The sequence below is a fragment of the Actinoplanes sp. NPDC049598 genome (genome assembly GCF_040675435.1).
In the GTDB taxonomy this organism is placed as follows: domain Bacteria; phylum Actinomycetota; class Actinomycetes; order Mycobacteriales; family Micromonosporaceae; genus Actinoplanes.
Genome location: NZ_JBFAOX010000012.1, coordinates 265,605 through 288,146, shown reverse-complemented (window position 1 = coordinate 288,146; position 22,542 = coordinate 265,605). Strand labels below are relative to the sequence as shown.

Genomic DNA, 22,542 nt, shown 5'->3' with positions numbered 1-22,542 from the left:
GTGAGTGGGCAGGCGAAGTAAGCGGGGCAGGCGCCGTGTGCGGGTGGTGCGGTGAGTGGGCAGGCGAAGTAAGCGGGGCAGGCGCCGTGTGCGGGTGGTGCGGTGAGTGGGCAGGCGAAGTAAGCGGGGCAGGCGCCGTGTGCGGGCGGCGCGGTGAGCGGGCCGGCGCAGTGAGCGGGCGGCGCGGTGAGCGGGCGGCGCGGTGAGCGGGCGGCGCGGTGAGCGGGCGGCGCGGTGGGCGCAGCGGGCGCCATGGGCGGGGTGAGTGAGCGGCTGGACCGCCGGGCTCGGCGGGCAGATGGGCATGGCTGACCTGCCGGGGGCGGTAGGCGCGGCTCGGCGGCCGGGTGACTAGGGACGTCGGGCGACCGGGCCGCGGCTCAGCGACCGGCCGACTGGGCAGGAGGGGCGGGTGACTGGGCAGGAAGGACCGGGGACTGGGCATGGCCTATAGACGCGGCTGGGCGCGGTCGGGCGCGGCCCGGTGGCCGGCCGGCTCAGGCGTGTCAGCACGACCAGGCCGGTCAGCGCGACCCGGGCGGCTGGTGGCGGCTGGGCGGCTGGGCATGGCCGGGCGGGTCAGCGCGGCCGATCGGTTGGGCGCGGCCGATCGGTTGGGCGCGGCCGATCGGTTGGGCGTGGCTGGGCGGCTGGGCCCGGCTGGAGGACCTGGGCACGGTCGGGCGGGTCAGCACAGCCGGGCACCTGGGGGCGCTGGGCGACTGGGGCGGTTGGACGTAGTTGAAGGCGGCTGGGCGCGGATGGGCGGTTGGGTGCGGGTGAGTGGCTGGGTGGCTGCTGGAGGCGGCTGGGCCGCTGGAGGCGGGTGGGCGGCTGGGCGGCTGAGGGTGGCGCCCGGGGCGATTGAGGGCGGCTCGGCGGTTGGGCGCGGCCGGGCGGCTAAGCGGCTGGGCGGCTGGGCGGCTGGGCGGCTGGGCGACTGGAGGCGGCTGGGCGGCTGGAGGCGGCTGGGCGGCTGGAGGCGGCTGGGCGGCTGGGCGACTGGGCGACTGGAGGCGGCTGGCCGGCTGGGTGTGGTTGAGGGGGGCCGGGCGGTTGGGCGCGGCTGGGTGGGGTCGCGCATAGTTGGGCGCGGTGGGGGCACGTCGTTGGCGCGGCTGGGTGCGAGTCGAAGGAGAGTTATGGCGAAGCGTGCGGACGCGCAGCGGAACGAGAAGGCGCTGCTCGACGCGGCTGCCGCCGCCTTTGTGGAGTCGGGGGTCGACGCGCCTGTGCGCGACATCGCGGCCAAGGCCGGGGTGGGTGTGGGGACGATCTACCGGCATTTCCCCACGCGCTCGGATCTGATCGTCGCTGTCTTCCGGCACCAGGTGGAGGCGTGCGCCGCGGCCGGGCCCGAGCTGCTGAAGACCAGTGAGTCACCGCGCGCGGCGCTGGCCGCCTGGGTCGATCTCTTCGTCGACTTCCTGGTCACCAAGCACGGGCTGCCCGAAGCCCTCAACGCGGGCGACCTGCACACCTACTTCCTCGATCGGCTCGTCCCGGTCTGCGCCGGCCTGCTGGCCGCCGCCGAGGTGACCGACGTGGAGCCGATCGGCCTGCTCCGCGGGGTCGGCAACCTCTGCATCGGCGCCGACCGCAACGACGGCTACGACGCCCGCCAGATGGTCGGCTTCCTGATCGAAGGCCTCACGGCGCCGACCCCGCGCTGATCGAAGCGCCGACGGCAGCCGCAACCAGCGACCGAGGGCTGGCGGCAGCAACGGACCACGGCGGGCGGGCTCATGGCACCAGCACGGTCCGGACGCCGGGCTGCTCGGGGGCGGTCCATGCGGTCTCGACGTCGGCCAATGGCACGGTGCGGGTGGTGACCTCGAGGGTGCCCTGGTCGATCTCGTCGATGAGGGACGGGAGCTCGGCCAGATAGCCGCGGGCGGAGACGGCGCCCTGGCCGTTGCCCTGCAGGCGGAAGTTGGCCGAACGGAGGGCCACCGAGGGCAGCTCGATCGTCGGGCCGGCCACCGAGCCGATCTGGATCCAGTTCAGCTCGCGGCTACGATCCGCCCGCGCCTGCAGCAGCTCCATGATGGCGGCCGAGGCGGGAGCGCCCCACAGGTAGTCGAGGACCAGGTCGACCTCGGCCGCCTCGGCCACCTCCTCCAGGGTGAGCGCCCGGTCGGCTTTCAGCGTGGCCAGCTTGGCCCGGTCACGGCCGGCGGCGATGACGTGGCCGGCCCCGAGGCGGCGGGCGACCTGCAGGGCCATCTGGCCGGCGTTGCCGGTGGCGCCCAGGACCAGCACGGACTGCCCGGGCTGGAGGGGCACGCGGCGGCGCAGGGCGACCCAGGACGACATGGCCGGGTTCATGGCGGCGGCGACCTTCGCCGGGTCGGCACCCTCGGGCAGGGCGACGCTGCGGCGGGTGTCGATGACCGTGCGGGTGGCCATCGGGCCGGGCAGCTCGTCGTCGGCCACGAAGTAGACGACCCGGCCGTCGGGCAGGCGGCCCACCCCGTCGACGCCGGGGATCATCGGCAGCCTGCCGGTGCTCGAATAATGCGTACCGGAAGCGCCGCTGCGGACCCGCGGGTGAAGACCCACCGCAAGAACGTCGACGACGGCTTGGCCGTCGGCCGGCGACGGCAGGTCGAAGCTCTCGTAGCGGGGTGGGCGGTCGAACGAGCTGACAACGGCGGCCTGGATCTCCATGGCACTCTCCTTGACGACAGGACTTAGTACGTGGCACGTACTAATTTAGTTGGTGGCGCGTACTTTTCCAACTAGGATCTTGGTGTGGATCTGGTGGACGCGCTCGGTCAGCTGTCGTTCGAGGTGCAGGGCGCCTTGGCGGAGATCGCCGGGAAACACGACCTGTCGCTGGTGCAGACCCGTCTGCTGGGGGTGTTGCGCGACCGCGAGCCCACGATGCAGGAGCTCGGGCGCCACCTCGGCCTCGACAAGTCGTCGGTGACCGGCCTGGTCCTGCGCGCGCAGCGGCGTGGCCTGGTGATCCGCACGGCCAGCGAGCTCGATCGCCGGTCCGCCCACGTGATCATCACCGAGGACGGGCTCCGGCTGGCCTCGGCCGTGGCCGACGAGTTCGCGCGCTGGATCGCCGCCAACGTCGCCGCCGTCCTGGCCCCCGCCGAGCAGCGTGAGCTGACCCGGCTGGTGAAAAAGGTCTTATCAAGCTGATTCGAAGACCACTTTGCGGGTCGCCGGGTCGGCCGACACCAGCCGTACCTGCACGCGCGTCCCCACCGGCAGCCCGCCCTGGCAGCGGGCCCGCACCGCCGGCTCGTCGATCGCGATGGTCCCGTCCGCGTCGAGCACGCCGGCCGTGAACTCCTCACCCACCCGGTCGCGCAGCAGCACGGCCTCGGCCAGGTCGACCGCCGCCCGGTCGGCCGAGCCGGCCACCCGGTCCGAGCCGGCCATCATCTTGGGCAGCTTCGGCAGCGCCTCCCGCGCCCACTCCGGCACTCCCCGCCCGGCCGCCAGGGCCAGGCACACCTCCGTCGCGTACCGGTCGGCCAGCCGCCGCAGCGGCGCCGTCACATGCGCGTACGGCGCACCGACGCCGCCGTGCCCGGTCAGCGCCGGCACCTCACCGTCGAAGGCTGTGTAGGCCGCCCCGCGCAGCAGGTCGGCCGCCTGCTCGAGGAAGGCCGCACCCCGCGGCGTCGCCGGATCGGCCGTGGCCACGACCTCGCCCACCGGCGCACCCGCCGGCCACAGCACCCCGAGTGACTTCGCCGCCGCCTGCAGCTTGGCCACCGCCTCCGGCTTGGGCGGCGGCATCGTCCGCAGCAGCCCGACCCCTCCGCGCAGCATCAGCTCGGCCGCCGCCATGCCCGTGAGCAGCGAGATCTGCGCGTTGTGCTCCTCCACCGGCAGCGGCGCCCGCAGCACCAGCCGCCAGCCGTCGCCGTCGCGCTCGACCTCCTGCTCGGGCAGGGGCAGGTTCACCGCCCCACGCTCGCCCGCCCGCTTGGCCAGCAGCTCCCCCAGCTCGGGCAGCAGCTCGTACGCCTCGCCGGCCGTCCCCGCGTCCACTTCGCGCTGCACACTCGCGTAGTCCAGCTTGGCCCGGCTCCGCACCCGCGCCCGCCGCACGTCGACGGCAGTGATGACCCCTTGCGCGTCCAGGTCGATCGTCCACACCACGGCCAGCCGGTCCACATCGGCGAAGAGACTGACCGCCCCCTCGCTCAGCACCGCCGGATGCAGCGGAATCCGCCCGTCCGGCAGGTAGATCGTCTGTCCCCGCACCCAGGTCTCCGCCTCGAGCGCCCCACCCGGCGCCACGAACGACGCCACATCGGCGATCGCGTAGAGCACCCGATAGCCACCATCACGCCGGCTCAGATGCATTGCCTGATCAAGGTCCCGCGAAGAAGCCGGATCAATAGTCACAAATGCCACATCGGTGAGGTCGTCCGCCTCCCCCACCGACCGCTCCGCCGCCGCCTCGGCCTCAGCCAGCGCCTCAGCCGGAAACTCTCCCGGCAGCTTCAACTCCCGCCGCAGCCCAGCGAAGTCGATGTCCGGAGCCCACACGCGTCTGATCGGCACGGCTCATTCCTACCAGCCCACCCCCACCAGCAGGACCGCGCCATCCGGCACATCCGTCAGTGGTCACTCCGGGCGGCCCTCTCGCGCTCCTTGGGGGTACGCATCACAGCAGCCGCCCTTCGCTCTCATGGCACCCAAATCACGCACCGCGACATCCGCTACCCGCTTGGTTGCGCGCCTGACGGTCGCAGCGCAGGCGTAGCCGAGCGGGCGCGGCCGCGACCGAGCCTTGTTCGGCGGGCGGCCGCCAAGCATGCGGAAGGCGACCGCCCGGTCACGGGCGGTCGCCTTCTCTTCGTGGGCGTGGGTCAGCGGGTGCGCTTGGCGGTTGCCTTGCGGCCCGTGGCCGGGACGGCGTCGAGCATGTCCGCGGCTGGGGTGTTGCCGGCCGCGGCTCGGCGGGCGGCGGCGCCGGTGGTGGCCTTGGCGACCCTGGAGGCGTTGGTCGACGAGTTCTTGGCGGTCGGGCCGGCCTGGCGGGTGTTGGTCGCCTTCGCGGCCCGGGTGCGCCCGGCGGTCGTCTCGTTGGCGGCCGAACGCTTGGCCGACGGGGCCGCCGTGGCACGGTTGCCACCCTTGGCCACTACCGGGCTGAGACCGGCCACCTTCGCCACGGCCGACCGCGGAACGCCGGCCGCGGCCGCCTTCTTGTTGGCGGTCGCGACTGCGGTCTCCGGCGTGGCCTTCCGCGCCGTCGCCTTGGCCGCCGTCTTCTTGGCCGCACCTGCGGTTCGGGTCGACGTGGCCTGGGCCGTCCTGGCGGCCCGGCCCGCGGCCGCCGTGCCGGCCGCCGCGGCCTTGGCCGCCGTGGCGACCTTGGCCGCCCGCGCGTTGGCTCCGCCCGCGGTCCTGGCCCCGGCCGCCTTGGCCGCGGTCGCCTTGGTTCCCGCGCTCTTCGTCGCGGTGGCCTTTGCAGCGGTGGCCTTGGTCGCCGTGGTCTTCGCGGCCTTGCCTGCCGTCGCCTTGCTTGCCGTCGCCTTGCTTGCCGTCGCCTTAGTCGCGGCGCCCCGGCCAGCCGTCGCCTTGCTCGCCGTCGCCTTTGTCGCGGCGGCACCGCCGGTCGCCTTGCTCGCCGTCGCCTTTGTCGCGGCGGCACCGCCGGTCGCCTTGGTCGCCGTGGCCTTGCTCGCCTTCGGCGCCGCCTTGGCTGCCGGCACCTTGGCCACGCCGACGGCCTTGCGGGCCGCCCCGGCGGTGGCCTTGCGGGCCGTCGCGGTTCCGGACCGCGCGCTCTTGGCGGCTGCGGTGTTGGCCGCCGCGGTCTCCTCCATCGACGAGGATCGCCCGGCCACCTTGCTCGCCGACGCGGCCCGGCGCGACGCCGCGCTCTTGGCGGCGGCGGTGTTCGCGATCGCCGTCTCGCCGATCGCACCGGCCCGGCCCGCGACCTTGCGCGCCGAGCGGGCGGCGGCGCTCTTGGCGGCCGCGGCGTTGGCCGTGGCCGTCCTCGCCGTCTCGGCCGCCCGTCCCGCCGTCTTCTTGGCCGCGGTGGACGTCCGCGCCGCCGCGCTCTTGGCCGCGCCCGCGTTGGCGCTGGCCGTCTTGGCCACCTCGGACGAACGCCCGGCCATCTTGCGCGCCGACTCGGCCGCCTTCTTGGCCGCGCTCTTGGCCGCGGCGGTGTTGGCCGCGGCGGTACGAGCGGTCTCCGAACCCCGGCCCACAGCCTTGACGGCCGCCGTCTTCTTCGCCGCGCCCGCAGTCGCCATGCCCGCCGTCGCCTTCGCCGCCCCGCCCTTGCCCGCCGTCGCCTTCGCCGCGGTCGCCTTGGCCCCGGTCGCCTTAGCCGTGGTCGCCTTGGCCGTAGTCGCCTTCGCCCCGGTCGCCTTAGCCGTGGTCGCCTTGGCCGTAGTCGCCTTGGTCCCAGTCGCCTTGGCCCCAGTCGCCTTGGCCCCAGTCGCCTTAGCCGTGGTCGCCTTAGCCGTGGTCGCCTTAGCCGTGGTCGCCTTGGCCCCGGTTGCCTTGGCCGCAGTCGCCTTGGTTGCCGTCGCCCTGGCCGGGGCGGTCTTGGTCGCCGCCGCCTTCTTGGCCGCCGCGACCGTGGTGGTCTGGGCCGTGGTGGTCTGGGCCGCAGTGGTCTGGGCCGCAGCCGCCGTCGTCGACTTGGTGGCCGTCTTCTTGGCCGGGGCCGTGCCGCCGGCCGCCTTGCGGGCGCTCGGCCGCGCCGTACCGGCCGGAGCCGCGCCCTTGCCCGTGGTCCGCGCCCGCTTCGGCGTGCCCCGCTTGGCCGTCCGCGCGCCCGACTCGGTGGCCTCCTCGAGATCGGGGGCCGCCACCAGGTCGTGGTCCATGTCGGCGGCCGGCGCCGAGCCGAGGTCGTCGATCGACTCTGTCGTCATGTTGGGCCCCGATCCCATCGCCGCCGCCGTCCGCCGCGGCGTGACCGGCCGCCGTCCGCCTCGCGCCCCGGCCGACCGGCTCGGCCGTACGGCCTCTCCCGCCGCCGCACCGCGCACCGCCCCGGTGAGCCCGGTCTTCGCCGACGACCGCACCGGCGCCTTGCTGCCGACCGGCTTGGCGGCCCCACTCTTGGCCGCCGCCGACTTGGCCCCGGCCGCCGCGGCCGCCTTTCCCGCCGCCCGAGCGCCCATGCCCTTCGCCGCCTTCGCCCCACCCTGCTTCGGCGCCACCGCCTTGGCACCCTTCGAAGCCGCATCCTTCAGAGCCGCCGGCGTGGAACCCGCCTTGGCCCCGGCCGTCTTCGCAACCGTCCCCGCCTTGGCAGTCGTCCCGGCTTTGGCGGTCGCTCCCGTGGCCCGCGCTCCGGCCGCCTTGGCGCCGGCCGCCCGCACGGCCGCCGGCTTCGGCGCGCTCTGCTTCGGGGCGCTCGGCTTCGAGGCCTCCGACTTCGGCGTGACCAGCTTGGCCGCGGTCGCCTTCGACGTGCTCTTCTTCGCGGGAGCGGGTGTCACCTTCGCCGTCGTCACCTTCGGACCGGCACTCTTGGCCGCGACCGACCGAGCAGCAACCGGCTTGGCCGCGCTCTTCGGCGCGGACCGCGGCTTGGGCGCCACAGCCTTCCCGGCGGCAGCAGCGGTCTTCCGCGCCACCGGCTCGCCCCCAGCCACCTTGGCCACCGTCGACTTGGTGCCGACCGTCTTCGCCCCGGCCGTCTTGGCTGCCGCGGTCCGCGCGGCGGCGGACTTCACGCCGGCGGACTTCACGGCAGCGGGCTTCCCAGCGACGACCCCAGCCGCGGCCGTCCTGGCGCCGGCGGACTTGGCCGCGGCCGCCTTCGCACCGACCGCCTTCGCACCGGCGGGCTTTGCGGCCACCGACTTCACCGCGGGCACCTTGGCCGCAGTCTTCACCACGGGCGACTTGGCCGCAGCCTTCACCGCGGGCGACTTGGCCGCAGCCTTCACCGCGGAGGACTTCGCCGCAGCCTTCACCGCGGGCGACTTCGCCGCGGCGGGCCGGGCCGGCTTAGTGGCCGTCGTCTTGGGCGCGGCGGTGGAACGCGTGCCGCCGGAAGCCTTGGACGTGCCGGTTGGGGTGCTTTTGCCCGCTCTTGTGGCGAGATTGGTCGGGGCCTTTTTGGCAGCGGCCATCAGGGTGTTCCTCCTTGCGAATGACTGCGGGCTCGTCTCCGCCTGGAGACTGCGAAGATCCGGCTTGGACTCAGGGACGTCGGAGCCGGCGGTTAGCTGACCTCCCCGGTCCAGCGGGCATCCTCGGCGTCCCAATCGGCATTGCGCTTCTCGACCGTCTCGAGAGCCCGCGTCGCTTCGTCAGCCGTGGCGTAGGGGCCGAGCCGAAACTGGGCGGGACACAGGTCCTCGCCGGTCTCGACCCGACTGTCGCGAAGGCACCAGAAGTAGCCGCCTCCGCCGGGCCCACTGTCGTTCATGCAATCACTCTGCACCTCAAACCGACCATCCGCCACCGATTCGGGCAAAAAGTCCTAGATTTCCACATTGGAGGATGAGGGATACCCAACAAAAACCGCCCCGGCCGTAACCCGGCCGGGGCGGTGCGAAAAGCGCCGATCAGAGTGAGGCGGCGACCAGCTCGGCGACCTGAACGGCGTTGAGGGCCGCCCCCTTGCGCAGGTTGTCGTTCGAGACGAACAGCGCCAGGCCGTTCTCCACCGTCTCGTCGGCGCGGATGCGGCCCACGTACGACGGGTCACGGCCGGCCGCCTCGAGCGGGGTCGGCACCTCGGAGAGCTCGACGCCGGGGGCCGACGCGAGGATCTCCCGAGCGCGGGCCGGGTCCAGCGGGCGCTCGAAGCGGGCGTTGAGCTGCAGCGAGTGGCCGGTGAAGACCGGGACCCGCACGCACGTGCCGGAGACCAGCAGGTTCGGCAGATCGAGGATCTTGCGGCTCTCGTTGCGGAGCTTCTGCTCCTCGTCGGTCTCGTTGCGGCCGTCGTCGACGATCGAGCCGGCCAGCGGCAGCACGTTGAACGCGATCGGCTTGGCGAACGAGCGCGGCGCCGGGAACTCCACCGCCGACCCGTCGAAGGTGAGCTCGGTGGCCCGGTCGGCCACCTTCTTGACCTGCTCGTCGAGCTCGGCCACGCCGGCCAGCCCGGCCCCGCCGACCGCCTGGTACGTGGTGGCGACCAGCGCGACCAGCCCGGCCTCGTCGTGCAGCGGGCGCAGCACCGGCATGGCGGCCATGGTGGTGCAGTTCGGGTTGGCGATGATGCCCTTGGGCCGGTTGCGGGCCGCCTCCGGGTTGACCTCGGAGACCACGAGCGGCACGTCGGGGTCCATCCGCCAGGCCGAGGAGTTGTCGACGACCACGGCGCCGGCCTCGGCCACCCGCGGCGCGTACTCCTTGGAGCTGCCCTTGCCCGCGGAGAACAGGACGATGTCGAGACCGCGGTAGTCGGCGGTCGCCGCGTCCTCGACGGTCACCTCGCCGTCGCCCCACGGAAGCGTGCGGCCCGCGCTGCGCGCGGAGGCGAAAAGACGGAGCTCACTGACGGGGAAAGCGCGCTCGGCCAGGATGCGCCGCATGACGCCGCCCACCTGTCCCGTCGCGCCCACAATGCCGATCCTCATGACGACAAAAGTACGGCCTGACGTGCGTACCGAGAAATCCTTTAGCCGCCCCTGGTCCACATGGCGAGATTTTTGTCCCACCTGAAGGGACAGTGGGCTTACCGTCGGGGGCATGGCGACGTACACCCACGGTCATCACGAATCGGTCTTGCGCTCACACCGCTGGCGCACCGCAGAGAATTCGGCGGCCTACCTCCTGCCGCATCTTTCCTCCGGCGTCAGCGTCCTGGACATCGGTTGCGGCCCCGGCACCATCACGGCCGACTTCGCGTCGCTCGTCACACCGGCCCGGGTGACCGCCCTGGAGGTGAAGCCGGAGGCGCTCGACCTGGCCCGGGCCGAGATCGCCCGGCGCGGCCTGGCCACCGTCGACTTCGCGGTGGGCGACGTGCACGCCCTCGACTTCGCCGACGGCAGCTTCGACGTGGTGCACGCCCATCAGGTGCTGCAGCACGTGACCGACCCGGTGGCGGCGCTGCGCGAGATGCGCCGCGTCACCCGCCCGGGCGGCGTCATCGCGGTCCGCGACAGCGACTACAAGGCCTTCGCCTGGTATCCGGAGCTACCCGAGCTGGACGAGTGGATGGCCCTTTATCAGAAGATCGCCCGCGGCAACGGCGGCGAACCCGACGCCGGCCGCCGCCTGCTGGCCTGGGCTCACGCCGCCGGCCTGACCGACGTCACCGCCACGTCGAGCACGTGGTGCTTCGCCGACCAGGCCGACCGCGACTGGTGGGGCGGCATGTGGGCCGACCGCATCCTGAAATCGGAGATGGCCGCGACGGCCCTGAGGACAGGAGCCGCGACCGAGGAGGATCTGCGGCGCATCTCGGCCGCCTGGCACGCCTGGGCCGCCGCCGATGATGGCTGGATGTCCCTGCTCCACGGCGAGCTGATCATCAAGGTCTGACGTCAGGCCGACTTCGGTTTGTAGGCCCAGTGCCAGGGCTCGCGCGGGACGTTCTCCACGAAGCCGTACTTGTCGGCGTTCTTGCGCATCCAGGCCTGGGCCTTCGAGTCGAGGTCGAGGTCGGTGGCCATGCCCCAGCCGTGTTCGCTGGTGCCCGGCTTGGCGGCCAGGCCGCCCTGTGAGTAGAGGCCCTTGCGGCGGGCCAGGTCGACCTGCTCCTCGAACGGGCGGTAGGAGTCGGTGATGCCGATCTTGACGCCGTCGCGTTTGGCGTCGGCGATCATGTCGTTGAGGCCCTGAGCGGCCGGCGCCCACAGTTTGTGGCGAGTGGTGCCGACCTGCTCGAGGGCGTTGGCCGGGATCTTGCCGTTGCCATAGGCGGCCAGCTCGGTCGGGATGCCCTTGCTGTTGAGGCTGTACGACTTGTTGGCCGCCGCCGCTGTGGACGGCGCATTGTTGCCGGCCAGCGCCTGCCGGAGCTGGGCCGCGAATTCGTCGCCGCTGCCGCCGGTCGACTGCGTTGTCGTCGGCTGGGCCGGCGCGGTCTTGGCGGCCTGCTGGGTCTGGAGCGCGATCATCCGGCTCTGGATGTCGGCGATGCGCGAGTTCACTCTCTCGATCCCCACGCACTCCTGTTCGGCACCGGGCTCGAAACCTGAGGCGCGAACCTAAAGTCGGATGGTGTGGCCCGTGTGCTCGATCTTGGCCGTCAGGTAACGCCGGTTGGCCGGGGTCGCGTGCACCCGGGTCGGCAGCACCCGGCGTACGGCGATCTCGTGCAGGCGTAGCTGGCGGGCCTTGTCGGGGTTGTTGGTCAGCAGATCGACGTCCGAGACATCCAGATCGGCCAGCATCTGCGCCGCCGCGGCGTAGTCCCGTTCGTCGTCACCACGCCCGAGAGCCCGGTTCGCGGCATAGGTGTCCAGCCCCTGATCCTGCAGCGCGTACGCGTCGAGCTTGGCGTACAGCCCGATCCCCCGGCCCTCCTGCCGCAGGTACAGCAGGTAGCCGCCCACCTCGGCGATCCGGCCCACCGCCTCGCGCAGCTGCGGTCCGCAGTCGCACCGCTCGGAGCCGAAGACGTCCCCGGTCAGGCACTCGGAGTGCAGTCGCACCAGCGGCACCTCGGCCGGACCCGGGAAGTGCAGGGCCAGGTGCTCCTTCCCGTCCACCAGCCCGGTGAAGGTGATCACGTCGGCGGTGGCGGTGAACCCGTCGGCGAAACGAAGCGGGACACGGACCCGGGTGCGTACAGGCATGCCGCCTTTGATCGGAAGCGGCGTCAGCCGCATTAGATGTTGACCGACTCCCGGCGTTCGGAGCCCTCGAGCCGCTCGACCAGTTCAAGTTCAACTTCGGAGGTACGGTTTTTCCGGTTCGGCAGCATGTTGGTGATCAGGACGATGAGGGCGCCGATCCCCGCGTAGAGCCCGAGCACGATCAGATGCTCCCGGATCTCCGCGTTCGGGAAGTACAGGTTGTCGCGGACCGCCTGCACGCCCGCCCCGGTCGGCAGATTCTCGCCGAGCACCCGCCCGAAGGCCGGCAGGAACTCGGGCAGGATGCTGGCCCCCGAGATCACCGTGCCCAGCGTGAAGTACATGGCGCCGATCAGCGCCCCGGGCGCCCCGAGCAGGGCGACCGCCCCCGCGGTGGAGGCGGTGATGGCCAGCGAGATCAGCGAGAAGATGGCGAGCATCTCGCCGCGGTCGGCCGTCGTGCCCACCCCGAACCAGCCCATCGACCACAGGACCACCGCGGCCGACGCCACGGCGTAGATCGCCAGGGTGCTGACGTGGGCGATGCCCCGGCGCCAGGACCGTTTCGTCCGGGGGATCAGCCGGCCCAGGCCCATCGACGCCACGGTGCCGCCGAGGGCCAGCGCCTGGGTCAGGTAGCCCAGCGAGACGCCGTTGACGTCGTCGTCGGGCAGCGGGACCACGTCGGTGACCGGCGGGGGCGAGTTGAGCTCCTGCGCCCGCTCGACCGGCATCGTCCGGCCCTGATCGGCCAGCTCGGCCAGGGCCGCGGCCGTCTGCTGCTGCACGACGGTGGTGAAAGTGGTCCGCAGCAGCGTGGAGGCGGAGACGCCGGCCGCGCTGGCGACGTACAGGTGCGGCTCGTTGCCGGTGATGTCGACTCCGCCGTACACGTCCCGGCGCTTGATCGCGATCTCCAGGTCGTCCGCGGTGGCGTAGTCGGTGACCCGGAAGTACTCGTTCTCGGTCAGCAGGCTGACCACCGCCGCGCGTTCGCTCGCGGGCGAGACCAGCCCGACCGGCACGTGGTGGGGCTGGGCCTTGTGGCCCATGCCGAGGTAGTACGCGGTCAGGCCGAGCTGGACGAGAACGCCGATCAGGCAGACGGCCAGCGCGAACCGCCGGAACGCCAGCACCGACTCGGCTTGTGGTTCTTCCGCCATTTCCTCAGCTTTACGGACGAACCGCCGTCGTGGGCCCGTTTCGGTCGATCAGGGCCAGCAGGGCCCGGGCGGCCGCGCTGGGCCGCCGCAGCGCCGAGACCGCGATGCCGAGCGGCCAGGCCAGATCGACGCCGGGCACCCGTTTGATGACCAGGCCGCTCTTGTCGAGCACGGCGAACTGGGGCACGATGGCCAGCCCCAGTCCTTCCCGGACGAATCCGGCCGCGCTGCTGATGTCGGTCACCTCGATGGTGACCTGGCGCTGCACGCCGGCCGTGGCGAACGCCCGGTCGACCACGACCCGGTTGCCGTAACCGGCGGGGAAGTCGACGAACGACTCCCCGGCCAGGTCGGTGATGCGGACCTCGCCCGCCGTGGCCAGCCGGTGGTCGAGCGGCACGACCAGGTCCAGCGGCCGCTCGTCGAGGAGATGCAGCCGTACGCCCGCGGGCGGCCGGCCGGGCCACGAGACGAACGCGAGATCGAGGCCGCCGTCGACGAGCTGCTCGACCAGCCCGACCGAGCCGCGCGGGGAGACGCTGAGCCGCAGGGTGACGCCCGGGTGCCGGCGGTGGAACTCGCCGAGGAGCCCGGCCATGTCGATCAGCGGGATGGACGTGAGGGTGCCCACCCGGACGGTCCCGCGCAGCCCGCCGCGCACCTCGTCGACCGCGTCCCGGGCTGCCTGCGCCGCCTCCAGCGCGGCCCGCGCCCGGGGCAGCAGCGCGTGCCCGGCGTCGGTCAGGTCGACCCGCTTGGAGGAGCGTTCCAGCAGCTGTACGCCGAGTTCGCGCTCCAGCGCCTTGATCACCGCGGACACGCCGGACTGGACGACGTGCAGCCGGGCCGCGGCCCGGGTGAAGTTGCGCTCCTCGGCGACGGCCACGAAGTACTCGAAGTGCCGCAGTTCCATCACGGATGATGATGCTACTAAGCATGGATCATCGTTGGACTTGATGCTTGGCTCGGCGCACTCTCACCTCATGACCGTGATGACCAAGCCTGCCCCCACCGGTGCCCGCACCGGGTCGGCCCGTCACGGCGCCGCCTTCTGGCTGGTCGCCGTCGTTTACCTCGTGGCGCTCGCCTTCTCGACCATCCCGGCGCCGCTCTACCCGCTCTACCAGGCCGCCGACGGCTTCTCGTCGTTCACCGTGACGATCGTCTTCGCCGTGTACGCGGTCGGGGTGATCATCGCCCTGCTGCTGGCCGGGCACATCTCGGACTGGGTCGGGCGTCGCCGCGTCCTGCTCCCGGCCCTGGCCCTGGAGATCGCGGCCGGAGCGCTCTTCCTGGCCTGGCCGTCGCTGACCGGGCTGATCGTGGCCCGGCTGCTGACCGGGCTCGGCGTCGGCATGCTGACCGCGACCGCCACCGCGTACCTGCTCGAGCTGCACACCGCGCACCGGCCGCAGGCCGGCGGCACCCGCTTCGAGGTCGTCTCGGCCGCGGCCAACCTCGGTGGGCTGGGCGCGGGGACGCTCGTCGCCGGCTTCCTCGCGCAGTTCGTGACCGCTCCGCTGCGTACGCCGTACGTCGTCTTTCTGATCTTGCTGGCCCTCAGCGTCGTCGCCGTCGTCGCCGTGCCCGAGACGGTGGCCGCGCCCGCGGTGAAGCCGAAGTACCGGCCGCAACGGGTCCGGATGAGCGGGAAGTCGCTGGTCGCGGCGGCCGGAGCGTTCACCGCGTTCGCCGTCTTCGGGCTGTTCACCTCGCTCGCCCCCAGCTTCGTGGCGGCCGGGCTGCACCACCCGAGCCGGCTGCTGGCCGGGTTCACCGCCTTCCTGGTCTTCGCGGCCGGGGCGACCGCCCAGTCGCTCGCAGGCCTGCTGCCGGCGGACCGGCGCTTCACGATCGGACTGGTCGCCCAGGCCGCCGGGCTGGTCGTGCTGGCGGCCGGAATGCTCGCCACCTCGCTCGCGCTCTTCCTGATCGGCGGGGCGATCGCCGGGGCCGGGGCCGGGATCCTGTTCAAGTCGGCCGTCGGCCGGATCGCCGCGGCCGCCCCCGCCGCCGAGCGCGGTGAGGCCCTGGCCGGACTGTTCCTCGTCGGCTACGCCGGGCTGACCGTGCCGGTGCTCGGCCTGGGAGTGGCGACCCTCTACGTCGCCCCGACCACGGCGATGCTCTGGTTCAGCGGAATCCTCCTGGCCGGCCTCGCGGCGATCGGAGTCGGCGCCCGCCGATGATCCGCCGGTGATTCCACGACGCTTGGGGTGGCAATCATTTGCGCCCCAAGCGTTACGCTTCGAAGGTGTCCGACGACCCTCTCGAACTCGAACGTCAGGTCTGCTTCGCGCTGGCGGTGGCGTCGCGCAGCGTGATCGGCCTCTACCGGCCGCTGCTCGAGCCGATGAACCTGACCCACCCGCAGTACCTGGTGATGCTCGCTCTCTGGCAGCACGCTCCGTTGTCCGTCCGGGACATCAGCCGGCTCCTGCAGCTCGACCCGGGCACGCTCTCGCCGTTGCTCAAGCGGCTCGAGGCGATCGGCTATCTCACCCGCAAGCGGGACCCGGCCGACGAGCGCAGCCTGGCGGTCGACCTGACCGAGCGCGGCCGCGATCTCCGGGCCGAGGCGGAGAAGATCCCGCCCGCGATCGTGGCCCGTCTCGGCATGCCGATCGAGGAGCTGGAGTCGTTGCATGCGGCACTCACGCGGGTGATTGCGGCCACTCACTGATCGCTTTCGGAATACCGTGAGGGTCCAGCCCGGGTTGAAATTCTCGGATACCGAATTAGTCGCGCCCACCGAGGGCCGATGGCCGGAATGCGCACCGTTCATCCGGATGGCGCACCGGGCCTCGACGGGCACCAATTGGAGGTTTGCAGCACTATGGCCCTGCCTCACCAGGTCTTATGTGGATCAAGCCGACCGTGTGACGCGCCCTCCGTTGACGTGCAAGTTGCACGACTCTTAGTGTCGAGGGCGTGACGGCGGGTGGAAACCGGGTACTCACGGGCCCCTGCCGGCACGGCACAGCGAGATTCAGAGCGGCCGAGGAGCCTTCGATGACTGTCACGATCGGCATCAATGGATTCGGGCGTATCGGCCGCAGTATCACCCGGATAGTCGCGGCGTCACCCGATCCGGGAATATCAATTGCGGCGGTAAATGACCTTGCCAGTACCGAGAAAATGGCCTACGGGCTGCGCCGGGACAGCATTCGGGGCGCATTTCCGGGCACCGCGATCGCCCGCGCCGATCACCTCGTCGTCAATGACCATGCAATCCGCGCGTTCCATCACGAACGACCCGAGCGCATTCCGTGGGCGGACGCCGGGGTCGACGTCGTCATCGAGGCCACCGGCCGGTTCCGGGCCGGCACCACGGCCCGCACCCACATCACCCACGGCGGCGCCCGCAAGGTCGTGATCAGCGCCTCGGCCGACGAGCCGGACGCGTTCCTGGTCTACGGGGTCAACCACGACACGTACGACGCGGAGCAGCACGATGTCGTCTCCCCCGGCTCGTGCGGGGTGAACGCGCTGACCGTGATGGCCAAGGTGCTGCTGGACCGGTTCGGGTTACGCGCGGTGAACTCGACCGTGGTGCTCGCGACCCAGGGCTGGCAGAAGCCGCAGGACTCGGTGATGAGCACGTCGCGTGACGATCCTCGACTGGGCCGGGCCACCGGCGACAGCATCATCCCGCACAACTTCGTGGTCGGTGATCTCGTCCGGGTCGTCCTGCCGCAGATCGGCGAGATGCGCTACAGCTACTACGTCGTGCCGACCCCGATCGGCTCGCTGGCCGAGCTGTCCGGGCAGACCGGCCGGGCGGTCAGCGTCGAGGAGGTCAACCGCGCGATGGCCGAGGCGGCGGCGGGCCCGCTGCGCGGCATCCTGGCCTACGACCCGGACCCGACCGTGTCGGTCGACGTGAAGAACAACCCGGCGTCGTGCCTGTTCGACCCCTCGGGCACGCAGACCACGGCCGACGGCGGGGTCAAGGTACGCGGCTGGTTCGACAACGAGTGGGGCTTCTCCAACCGATTACTCGACCTGGCACGCCTGGTGGGTGAACGATCACCCGTCGAGGCCCGGCGCGTGAGCTGGAGCATCGCTTAGGGTCGTCGGGTGATCGAGATTCAGGACGTACGGGCGGCGGCCGAGCGGGTCGGCGCCCGGGTGCGGCGGACCCCCGTACTGCAGGTGTCGCCCTCCTTGTGGTTCAAGCTGGAGCAGACGCAGTACGCGGGGTCGTTCAAGACCCGCGGCATGGTCAACCAGATCCTGGCCGCCTCGTCCGTGCCCGCGGCCGGCATCGTGGCCGCCTCGGGCGGGAACGCGGGCCTGGCCGCGGCCTATGGGGCCCGGGAGCTCGGCCTCGCGGCCACGGTCTTCGTGCCGGTGACGGCGCCCGCGGTCAAGGTGGCCAAGCTGGGCCAGCTCGGAGCCCACGTCACCCAGGTCGGCAGCGAATACGCGGAGGCTTTTGTCGCCGCGACCGAACATGCGACGGCCACCGGGGCGCTGTTCTGCCACGCGTACGACGATCCGAACATGGTCGCGGGCAACGGGACGATCGGCCTTGAGCTCCTGGAACAGATTCCGTCCGGCTTCGACACCGTGCTGGTCGCGGTCGGTGGCGGCGGCCTGATCGGTGGCGTGATCGCCGCGCTGGCCCCGGCTGTGAAGGTGGTCGCGGTCGAGCCGGTGACGTCGTCGGCCCTGCACGCGGCCCTGGCCGCCGGCACGCCGGTCGACGTCCCGGTGTCCGGCGTGGCCGCCGACTCGCTCGGCGCCCGGCAGGCCGGGAAGATCGCGTTCGAGCTGGCCCGGGCCTTCGACATCGAGTCGGTGCTGGTCGACGATCAGGCGATCATCGACGCCCGCCGCACACTGTGGGACGACTACCGCCTGGCCGTCGAGCACGGCACGGCTGCGGCCTATGCGGCGCTCACGTCCGGTGCCTACAAGCCGGCCCCCGGCGAGCGCGTCGTCGTCCTGATCTGCGGCGCCAACACCAACCCCGCCGACCTGGCCTGACCGCGCCCCGCCCGTGGGCCCGCACCCCGCGCCCCGCGCCTGCGCCCTTGCGCCTCCGCGCCCAAGTCCGATATTTCCGCCTTTGTGCGGCATACTGTCGCGATGACTGTGGCGGCGCTACTTGACCGGACGACGTGGACCGAGGCCGACTATCCCCGGATGGGCTGGTCCGACTGCCGGGTCCACGCGGTCAGCCTGGCCGGGGAGCCGCAGGTCAGGCTGCTGCTCGACCTCGATTACGTGCTCGGCGGGGAGCCGTCCGGGGGCTTCTGGGTTGCCCCGGCCACGCTGGTCTTCGACGCGCCGTGGGGCATCGCGGGCGGCTTCGGCCCGCTGGCCGAGCCCCTCGACCTCGCCGACATCCACCGGCTGCCCTCCCCCGACGCCCGCCCCGACCCCGTGTGGCACCTCGATGGGCACAACTTCGCCTTCGAGGTACGGGCCCCGGGCTACCGACAGGTCCTGCGCCAACCCCCGCAGCTCGCGCCGTCCCCCGCCCTGACCTGGGAGGAGCGCGGCGGCGTCAGCTTTCGCCTGTGAGCCCGAACCGGTCGATGGCCAACGCGGCGACCTCCGCCGGGGTCAGGTGGGTGCTGTCGACGCGTACATGGGCCGGGTTGTCCGTGAACTCGCCGTCGGAATTGAGCCGATGATCCCGGTCGGCCCGCAGCAGCAGCTCCCGCGACCGGTCGAGATCGCGCTTGGACGGCTTCTCGGCCAGCCGCGACTCACCCACGTTGCGGCGCAGGCGCTCCTCCTGCGCGGCCTCGAGCTCCAGGTAGAGGACCCGGGCCCCGCGCCGGGCGAACGGCTCGGCGTACCGGCGCACGCTCTCCGCGTCCCCCGGCAGGTCGAAGGCCCAGACGTAGGTGAATATCAGCCCCGGAAGCTCGGAGGCGGCGACCTCTTCGAACACAGCGTCGCGGAAACCTTGCACGAGGCGCGAGAAGGCCGGCGTGCCGAACTCGAAGAAGCGCAGCACCGGCTCGATCGCCAGATGGTTGTGAAAGACCCGGAACCCGGTCCGCGCGGCGATCGCCTCGGCCACCGTCATCTTCCCCACGGCCGGCGGCCCGATCACGAACAGGAGATCCCCCACGCCCTGGAGCGTAGATTCACCGCATCATGGATGTCGCCCACATTTTCCTGCTGATCGCCGCGGGTCTGGCGGCCGGCGCGGTGAACGCCATCGCCGGCGGCGGCTCCCTCATCACGTTCCCCAGCCTGATCGCCACCGGTCTCCCGTCGGTGGCGGCCAACGTCACCAACTCGATCTCGGTCTTCCCGGGCTACGTCTCCAGCGTGGTCGGCAGCCGAGCGGATCTGGCCGGCCAGTCGCCTCGCCTGCGCGCGATCATCCCGGCCACCGTCCTCGGCTCGGTCGGCGGCTGCGCGCTGCTTCTGCTCACCCCCGCGCGGGCGTTCGAGCTGATCGTCCCGTTCCTGGTGCTCGGCGCGGCCGCCACCCTCGCCTTCCAGCAGCGCCTGCGCGGCCTGGTCGGCCACCCGCGCCACCTCTCCCCCCGCCGCGCTGCCGTCACCCTTCAGCTGGTCGTGTTCGTCGGCGCGATCTACGGCGGCTACTTCGGCGCCGCACTGGGGGTGATGTACGTGGCCGCGCTCGCCCTGATCCTCGACGAGCCCCTGAACCGCATCAACGCCCTGAAGAACGTGCTCTCCGCCGTCGTCGGGCTGGTCACGCTGCTGGTCTTCGCGTTCTTCGCCCCGGTCAACTGGGCCGCCGTCCTCACCCTGGCCCCCGCCACCGTCGTCGGTGGCTACCTCGGGGCCAAGCTCGCCCAACGGCTGCCCGCCGCCGTGCTCCGCGCGCTGATCGTCACTTTCGGCACAGCGATCGGCCTGCTCCTGCTGTACCGGGCCCTGACCTGACCCGGGAGCGCCGCTGGATGCGTACCGCCAAAAGCCGGACCCGGCCGCGAGGGTGACCGAGCCCGGACCCGTAGGATGGAGGCGCGACGGACGAGTTGGCTGGGCGGCCGCGTCGGCGCCCTCGGGGTGCCGCCGAGGAACGTCCGGACTCCGCAGAGCAGGGTGGTTGTTAACGGCAACCCGGGGCGACCCGCGGGACAGTGCCACAGAGAACAGACCGCCGGCCCCACGGGGCCGGTAAGGGTGAAACGGTGAGGTAAGAGCTCACCAGCACCCCGGGTGACCGGGGTGGCTAGGTAAACCCCACCCGGAGCAAGGCCAAGCAAGGCCGGGATCGGAAGATCCGGGCCGGCGCAGGCGTTCGAGGGCTGCTCGCCCGAGCCTGCGGGTAGGCCGCAAGAGCCCTGCCGGCAACGGCAGGCCGAGATGGATGGCCGCCACCAGCTTCGGTTGGTACAGAATCCGGCGTACAGGCCGACTCGTCCGTCGCCCTGGACATTCGCGTTTGTCGAGGTGGGCTGCGGGTAGCCCGACACGGTGAGTAATCGTGACACGGCCCTTGTGGCTCGGCGCACCCTGGTCGTGATCGGCCTGGTTCTGGCCACCCTGCTGGTGCTGCTGCTGATCCGGGCGACCAGCCAGGTGCTGACCTGGATCCTCATCGCCGTCTTCTTCGCCGTCGCGCTGCACCCGGCGGTCAACTGGGTCGAGCGCCGCGCCGCCTTCGGCAAACGGTGGCTGGCCACCCTCCTGGTCTTCCTCCTGGCCCTGATCCTGATCGGCGGCCTGGTCACGCTGTTCCTCGTGCCCCTGATCAAGGAGGGGTTACAGGTAGCCCAGGACTTCCCGAAGATCATCGAGGACGCGCGGTCGGGACGCGGTCCCGTCGGCGGCCTGATCGAGCGTTACAACCTGTTCCAGTACGCGCAGGACCACGCCGACCAGTTCCGCCAGTACGCCTCCGGGCTGGGAGCGCCCACGCTGGGCCTGCTACGCGGCGCGGCGACCAGCGTGGCCGGCATCGTCACGATCTTCGTGCTGGCCTACCTGATGGTCCTGGAGGCCCACAAGGTCGTGAACGGGTTCCTCGCCCTCTTCGACGAGAAGGTGGCCGAGCGCATCCGCCGGGTCGGGCACGACTGCGCGAAGACCGTCACCGGCTACATCACCGGCAACCTGCTGATCAGCATCATCTGCGGGGCCCTGACGTACGCCGTGCTGGCCGTCATGGGGGTGCCGTACGCCGGGCTGATCGCCCTCTTCGTCGGACTGGTCGACCTGATCCCGCTGGTCGGCGCGACACTCGGGGCGGTCGTGGCCACGCTCGCGGCGTTCGTCGAGTCCACCACCGCGGGCATCGTGGTCATCGTCTTCTTCGTGCTCTACCAGCAGCTGGAGAACCACCTGCTGCAGCCGTTGATCTTCGCCCGCACGGTCAAGGTGAACCCGCTCACCGTGCTGATCGCGATCCTGATCGCGGTCGAGCTGGCCGGCATCCTGGGCGCCCTGCTGGCCATCCCGGTCGCCGGCATCGTGCAGATCATCGCCCGCGACATCTGGGACACCCGCCGCGGCCGGCTCAAGCCCGAGCCCACGGTCGGCGAGAACAAGACCCCCGTCGATGATGGAACGCCGCCCTCGGCTCTCCACAACGGAGTGCCTCCGGCCGGCCTCCCGCGCACCGCGGACTAAGGCCTGTTCACGCAGGCCCCACTCGACCGCGCCGGTCATCTTCTTCGTCACAGTCTCCTTGACTCGGACAATCTTTTGCGGTCATCGACGTCACCAACCGGGTGGTCTTCGAACCTGACGTGATCATGAACTTCTTCAGCACCTCCACCCGGACCCTGCTGGACGCCGGGCGGGCGGCGGGCGTGCGGCACCACGTGGTGCTGTCGATCGTCGGCGTCGACCGGCTCCCGTACCCCGGCTACCTGGACGCCAAGGCGACCCAGGAGCGGCTCGTGGCCGAGTCGGGCCTGCCCTACACGATCGTGCGGTCCACCCAGTTCTTCGAGAACCTCACGGCCATGAGCGCCGGCATGGCCCAGGACGACGCGATCGTGGTGCCCACCGCCGACCTTCAGCCGATCGCCGCCGACGATGTCGCCGCCACCCTCGCCGAGGTCGTCACCGCCGCTCCGCTCGACGGGGCGGTCGAGATCGCCGGGCCGGAGCGCGGGACGTTCGCCCGCTTCATCGGCCCGACCGTCACCGCAGAGGGTGACGAACGCCCCGTCCAGCCGGACGCCGGGGCCGGCTACTTCGGCGTACCGATCAAGCCGGACTCCCTGGTCCCGCTCGGGCCCGCCCGCCTCGGCCGCATCACCTTCGAGGACTGGGCGAGCATGGCCGCTACTCGTCGGTGAGTTCGGTGAGGATGTCGGCGGCGTCCTCGTTGCCGGCTTCGGCCAGGCGCCGGAGCTCGTCGAGGTTGCCCTGCTCCTCGGCCAGCTGGACCAGCTCGTCGGTGGCGGTGCTGCTGCCGGCGGCGGAGAGGCGGCGGAGCTCGTCGAGATCGCCTCGTTCGCCGGCCAGCTCGACGAGCTGGTCCACCGCGTCCTGGTCGCCGGTGGCGGCTCGGGCTCGGAGGGCGGACAGTTCCGGATCCGTCATGGTGTCAGCGTAGAGGGCGGAAGGCGGCCCGCAGCTCGGCGGCGAACAGGTCCGGTTCCTCCCAGGCGGCGAAGTGGCCGCCGCGGGGCGCCTCGTTGAAATAGCTGAGGGTGGGATAGATGGCCTCGACCCAGCTGTCCTGGATGATCTGGCGGCCGTGGTTC

General features: G+C 71.9%; 23 protein-coding genes, 1 other RNA gene and 1 pseudogene. 13 read left to right on the top strand and 12 right to left on the bottom strand.

The window, feature by feature from the left end; genetic code table 11:
• The first annotated feature begins 1,142 nt into the window (after nt 1-1,142).
• Nucleotides 1,143-1,673 carry a TetR/AcrR family transcriptional regulator gene (locus AB0J66_RS27675; RefSeq protein WP_364666346.1) on the top strand — a complete coding sequence of 177 codons (531 nt, stop codon included), beginning with the start codon at nt 1,143-1,145 and terminating at the stop codon, nt 1,671-1,673.
• A 70-nt stretch (nt 1,674-1,743) separates the two neighbouring features.
• Here the strand turns inward: AB0J66_RS27675 and AB0J66_RS27670 are convergent, their stop codons facing one another.
• The gene (locus AB0J66_RS27670) at nt 1,744-2,670 is read right to left on the bottom strand and encodes a zinc-binding alcohol dehydrogenase family protein (protein WP_364666343.1); all 927 of its coding nucleotides are present in this window, start codon (nt 2,668-2,670) and stop codon (nt 1,744-1,746) included.
• 84 nt (nt 2,671-2,754) lie between these two features.
• Here AB0J66_RS27670 and AB0J66_RS27665 point away from each other — a divergent pair, with 84 nt between their 5' ends.
• Complete coding sequence (locus tag AB0J66_RS27665; RefSeq protein WP_364666340.1) at nt 2,755-3,156, top strand: MarR family transcriptional regulator; 402 nt, start codon at nt 2,755-2,757, stop codon at nt 3,154-3,156.
• Here AB0J66_RS27665 and AB0J66_RS27660 read toward each other — a convergent pair.
• Both AB0J66_RS27660 and AB0J66_RS27655 read right to left on the bottom strand, forming a co-directional pair.
• Complete coding sequence (locus AB0J66_RS27660) at nt 3,148-4,536, bottom strand: RNB domain-containing ribonuclease (protein ID WP_364666337.1); 1,389 nt, start codon at nt 4,534-4,536, stop codon at nt 3,148-3,150. The two genes, AB0J66_RS27665 and AB0J66_RS27660, sit on opposite strands and share 9 nt — an antisense overlap.
• Nucleotides 4,537-4,844: 308 nt before the next feature.
• On the bottom strand, nt 4,845-7,166 hold the full coding sequence (locus AB0J66_RS27655) for a hypothetical protein (protein WP_364666334.1): 2,322 nt from the start codon (nt 7,164-7,166) through the stop codon (nt 4,845-4,847).
• An 88-nt stretch (nt 7,167-7,254) separates the two neighbouring features.
• On the opposite strand from AB0J66_RS27655, the gene AB0J66_RS27650 reads away from it, so the two are divergent.
• The gene (locus AB0J66_RS27650) at nt 7,255-8,187 is read left to right on the top strand and encodes a hypothetical protein (protein WP_364666331.1); all 933 of its coding nucleotides are present in this window, start codon (nt 7,255-7,257) and stop codon (nt 8,185-8,187) included.
• Here AB0J66_RS27650 and AB0J66_RS27645 read toward each other — a convergent pair.
• Together AB0J66_RS27645 and AB0J66_RS27640 are read right to left on the bottom strand one after the other, a co-directional pair.
• Entirely contained in the window at nt 8,180-8,386 is a 207-nt protein-coding gene (locus tag AB0J66_RS27645) for a hypothetical protein (RefSeq protein ID WP_097320342.1), read from the bottom strand. The two genes, AB0J66_RS27650 and AB0J66_RS27645, sit on opposite strands and share 8 nt — an antisense overlap.
• A 139-nt stretch (nt 8,387-8,525) precedes the next feature.
• Entirely contained in the window at nt 8,526-9,548 is a 1,023-nt protein-coding gene (locus AB0J66_RS27640; protein WP_364666327.1) for an aspartate-semialdehyde dehydrogenase, read from the bottom strand.
• A 112-nt stretch (nt 9,549-9,660) separates the two neighbouring features.
• Between AB0J66_RS27640 and AB0J66_RS27635 the strand changes: the two genes are divergently transcribed.
• Nucleotides 9,661-10,458 (top strand): methyltransferase domain-containing protein, encoded by a 798-nt coding sequence (locus tag AB0J66_RS27635; protein ID WP_364666324.1) that lies wholly within the window; start codon nt 9,661-9,663, stop codon nt 10,456-10,458.
• 2 nt (nt 10,459-10,460) lie between these two features.
• On the opposite strand, the gene AB0J66_RS27630 is transcribed toward AB0J66_RS27635, so the two are convergent.
• The 4 genes from AB0J66_RS27630 to AB0J66_RS27615 are packed head-to-tail and all read right to left on the bottom strand — an operon-like array spanning nt 10,461 to nt 13,793.
• Nucleotides 10,461-11,069 carry a M15 family metallopeptidase gene (locus AB0J66_RS27630; protein WP_364666321.1) on the bottom strand — a complete coding sequence of 203 codons (609 nt, stop codon included), beginning with the start codon at nt 11,067-11,069 and terminating at the stop codon, nt 10,461-10,463.
• A gap of 57 nt (nt 11,070-11,126) precedes the next feature.
• On the bottom strand, nt 11,127-11,717 hold the full coding sequence (gene ribA, locus AB0J66_RS27625) for a GTP cyclohydrolase II (protein ID WP_364666319.1): 591 nt from the start codon (nt 11,715-11,717) through the stop codon (nt 11,127-11,129).
• Nucleotides 11,718-11,749: 32 nt separating this feature from the next.
• Nucleotides 11,750-12,880: an ABC transporter permease gene (locus tag AB0J66_RS27620; RefSeq protein WP_364666316.1), complete on the bottom strand. Its 1,131-nt coding sequence runs from the start codon at nt 12,878-12,880 to the stop codon at nt 11,750-11,752.
• Nucleotides 12,881-12,890: 10 nt separating this feature from the next.
• On the bottom strand, nt 12,891-13,793 hold the full coding sequence (locus tag AB0J66_RS27615) for a LysR family transcriptional regulator (RefSeq protein WP_364666313.1): 903 nt from the start codon (nt 13,791-13,793) through the stop codon (nt 12,891-12,893).
• Nucleotides 13,794-13,863: 70 nt separating this feature from the next.
• Here AB0J66_RS27615 and AB0J66_RS27610 point away from each other — a divergent pair, with 70 nt between their 5' ends.
• From AB0J66_RS27610 to AB0J66_RS27590, 5 genes are all read left to right on the top strand, one after another.
• The gene (locus AB0J66_RS27610; RefSeq protein WP_364666310.1) at nt 13,864-15,069 is read left to right on the top strand and encodes an MFS transporter; all 1,206 of its coding nucleotides are present in this window, start codon (nt 13,864-13,866) and stop codon (nt 15,067-15,069) included.
• Nucleotides 15,070-15,134: 65 nt separating this feature from the next.
• Nucleotides 15,135-15,563: a MarR family transcriptional regulator gene (locus tag AB0J66_RS27605; RefSeq protein WP_364666308.1), complete on the top strand. Its 429-nt coding sequence runs from the start codon at nt 15,135-15,137 to the stop codon at nt 15,561-15,563.
• Between the two features lie 329 nt (nt 15,564-15,892).
• Complete coding sequence (locus AB0J66_RS27600) at nt 15,893-16,951, top strand: type I glyceraldehyde-3-phosphate dehydrogenase (protein WP_364666305.1); 1,059 nt, start codon at nt 15,893-15,895, stop codon at nt 16,949-16,951.
• A gap of 9 nt (nt 16,952-16,960) precedes the next feature.
• Nucleotides 16,961-17,872, top strand: coding sequence for a threonine/serine dehydratase (locus AB0J66_RS27595; protein WP_364666302.1), 912 nt, complete (start codon nt 16,961-16,963; stop codon nt 17,870-17,872).
• A 102-nt stretch (nt 17,873-17,974) separates the two neighbouring features.
• Nucleotides 17,975-18,412 (top strand): hypothetical protein, encoded by a 438-nt coding sequence (locus AB0J66_RS27590; RefSeq protein ID WP_364666300.1) that lies wholly within the window; start codon nt 17,975-17,977, stop codon nt 18,410-18,412.
• Here the strand turns inward: AB0J66_RS27590 and AB0J66_RS27585 are convergent.
• On the bottom strand, nt 18,396-18,971 hold the full coding sequence (locus AB0J66_RS27585; RefSeq protein ID WP_364666297.1) for an AAA family ATPase: 576 nt from the start codon (nt 18,969-18,971) through the stop codon (nt 18,396-18,398). The two genes, AB0J66_RS27590 and AB0J66_RS27585, sit on opposite strands and share 17 nt — an antisense overlap.
• A 26-nt stretch (nt 18,972-18,997) precedes the next feature.
• On the opposite strand from AB0J66_RS27585, the gene AB0J66_RS27580 reads away from it, so the two are divergent.
• The 4 genes from AB0J66_RS27580 (at nt 18,998) to AB0J66_RS27565 (ending at nt 22,131) form a co-directional block, all read left to right on the top strand.
• Nucleotides 18,998-19,762, top strand: a complete 765-nt coding sequence (locus AB0J66_RS27580) for a sulfite exporter TauE/SafE family protein (RefSeq protein WP_364666294.1) — start codon at nt 18,998-19,000, stop codon at nt 19,760-19,762.
• Between the two features lie 91 nt (nt 19,763-19,853).
• An RNA gene (gene rnpB / locus AB0J66_RS27575) (RNase P RNA component class A) lies at nt 19,854-20,248 on the top strand.
• Nucleotides 20,249-20,299: 51 nt separating this feature from the next.
• A complete protein-coding gene (locus AB0J66_RS27570) occupies nt 20,300-21,454 on the top strand; it encodes an AI-2E family transporter (RefSeq protein WP_364666292.1) in 1,155 nt (384 codons plus the stop codon).
• Nucleotides 21,455-21,555: 101 nt separating this feature from the next.
• A complete protein-coding gene (locus AB0J66_RS27565) occupies nt 21,556-22,131 on the top strand; it encodes an NAD(P)H-binding protein (RefSeq protein WP_364666289.1) in 576 nt (191 codons plus the stop codon).
• Here the strand turns inward: AB0J66_RS27565 and AB0J66_RS27560 are convergent.
• A complete protein-coding gene (locus AB0J66_RS27560) occupies nt 22,118-22,378 on the bottom strand; it encodes a hypothetical protein (RefSeq protein WP_364666286.1) in 261 nt (86 codons plus the stop codon). The two genes, AB0J66_RS27565 and AB0J66_RS27560, sit on opposite strands and share 14 nt — an antisense overlap.
• Before the next feature lie 4 nt (nt 22,379-22,382).
• A pseudogene (locus tag AB0J66_RS27555) lies at nt 22,383-22,514 on the bottom strand (epoxide hydrolase); the annotation flags it as partial.
• Between the last annotated feature and the right edge of the window lie 28 nt (nt 22,515-22,542).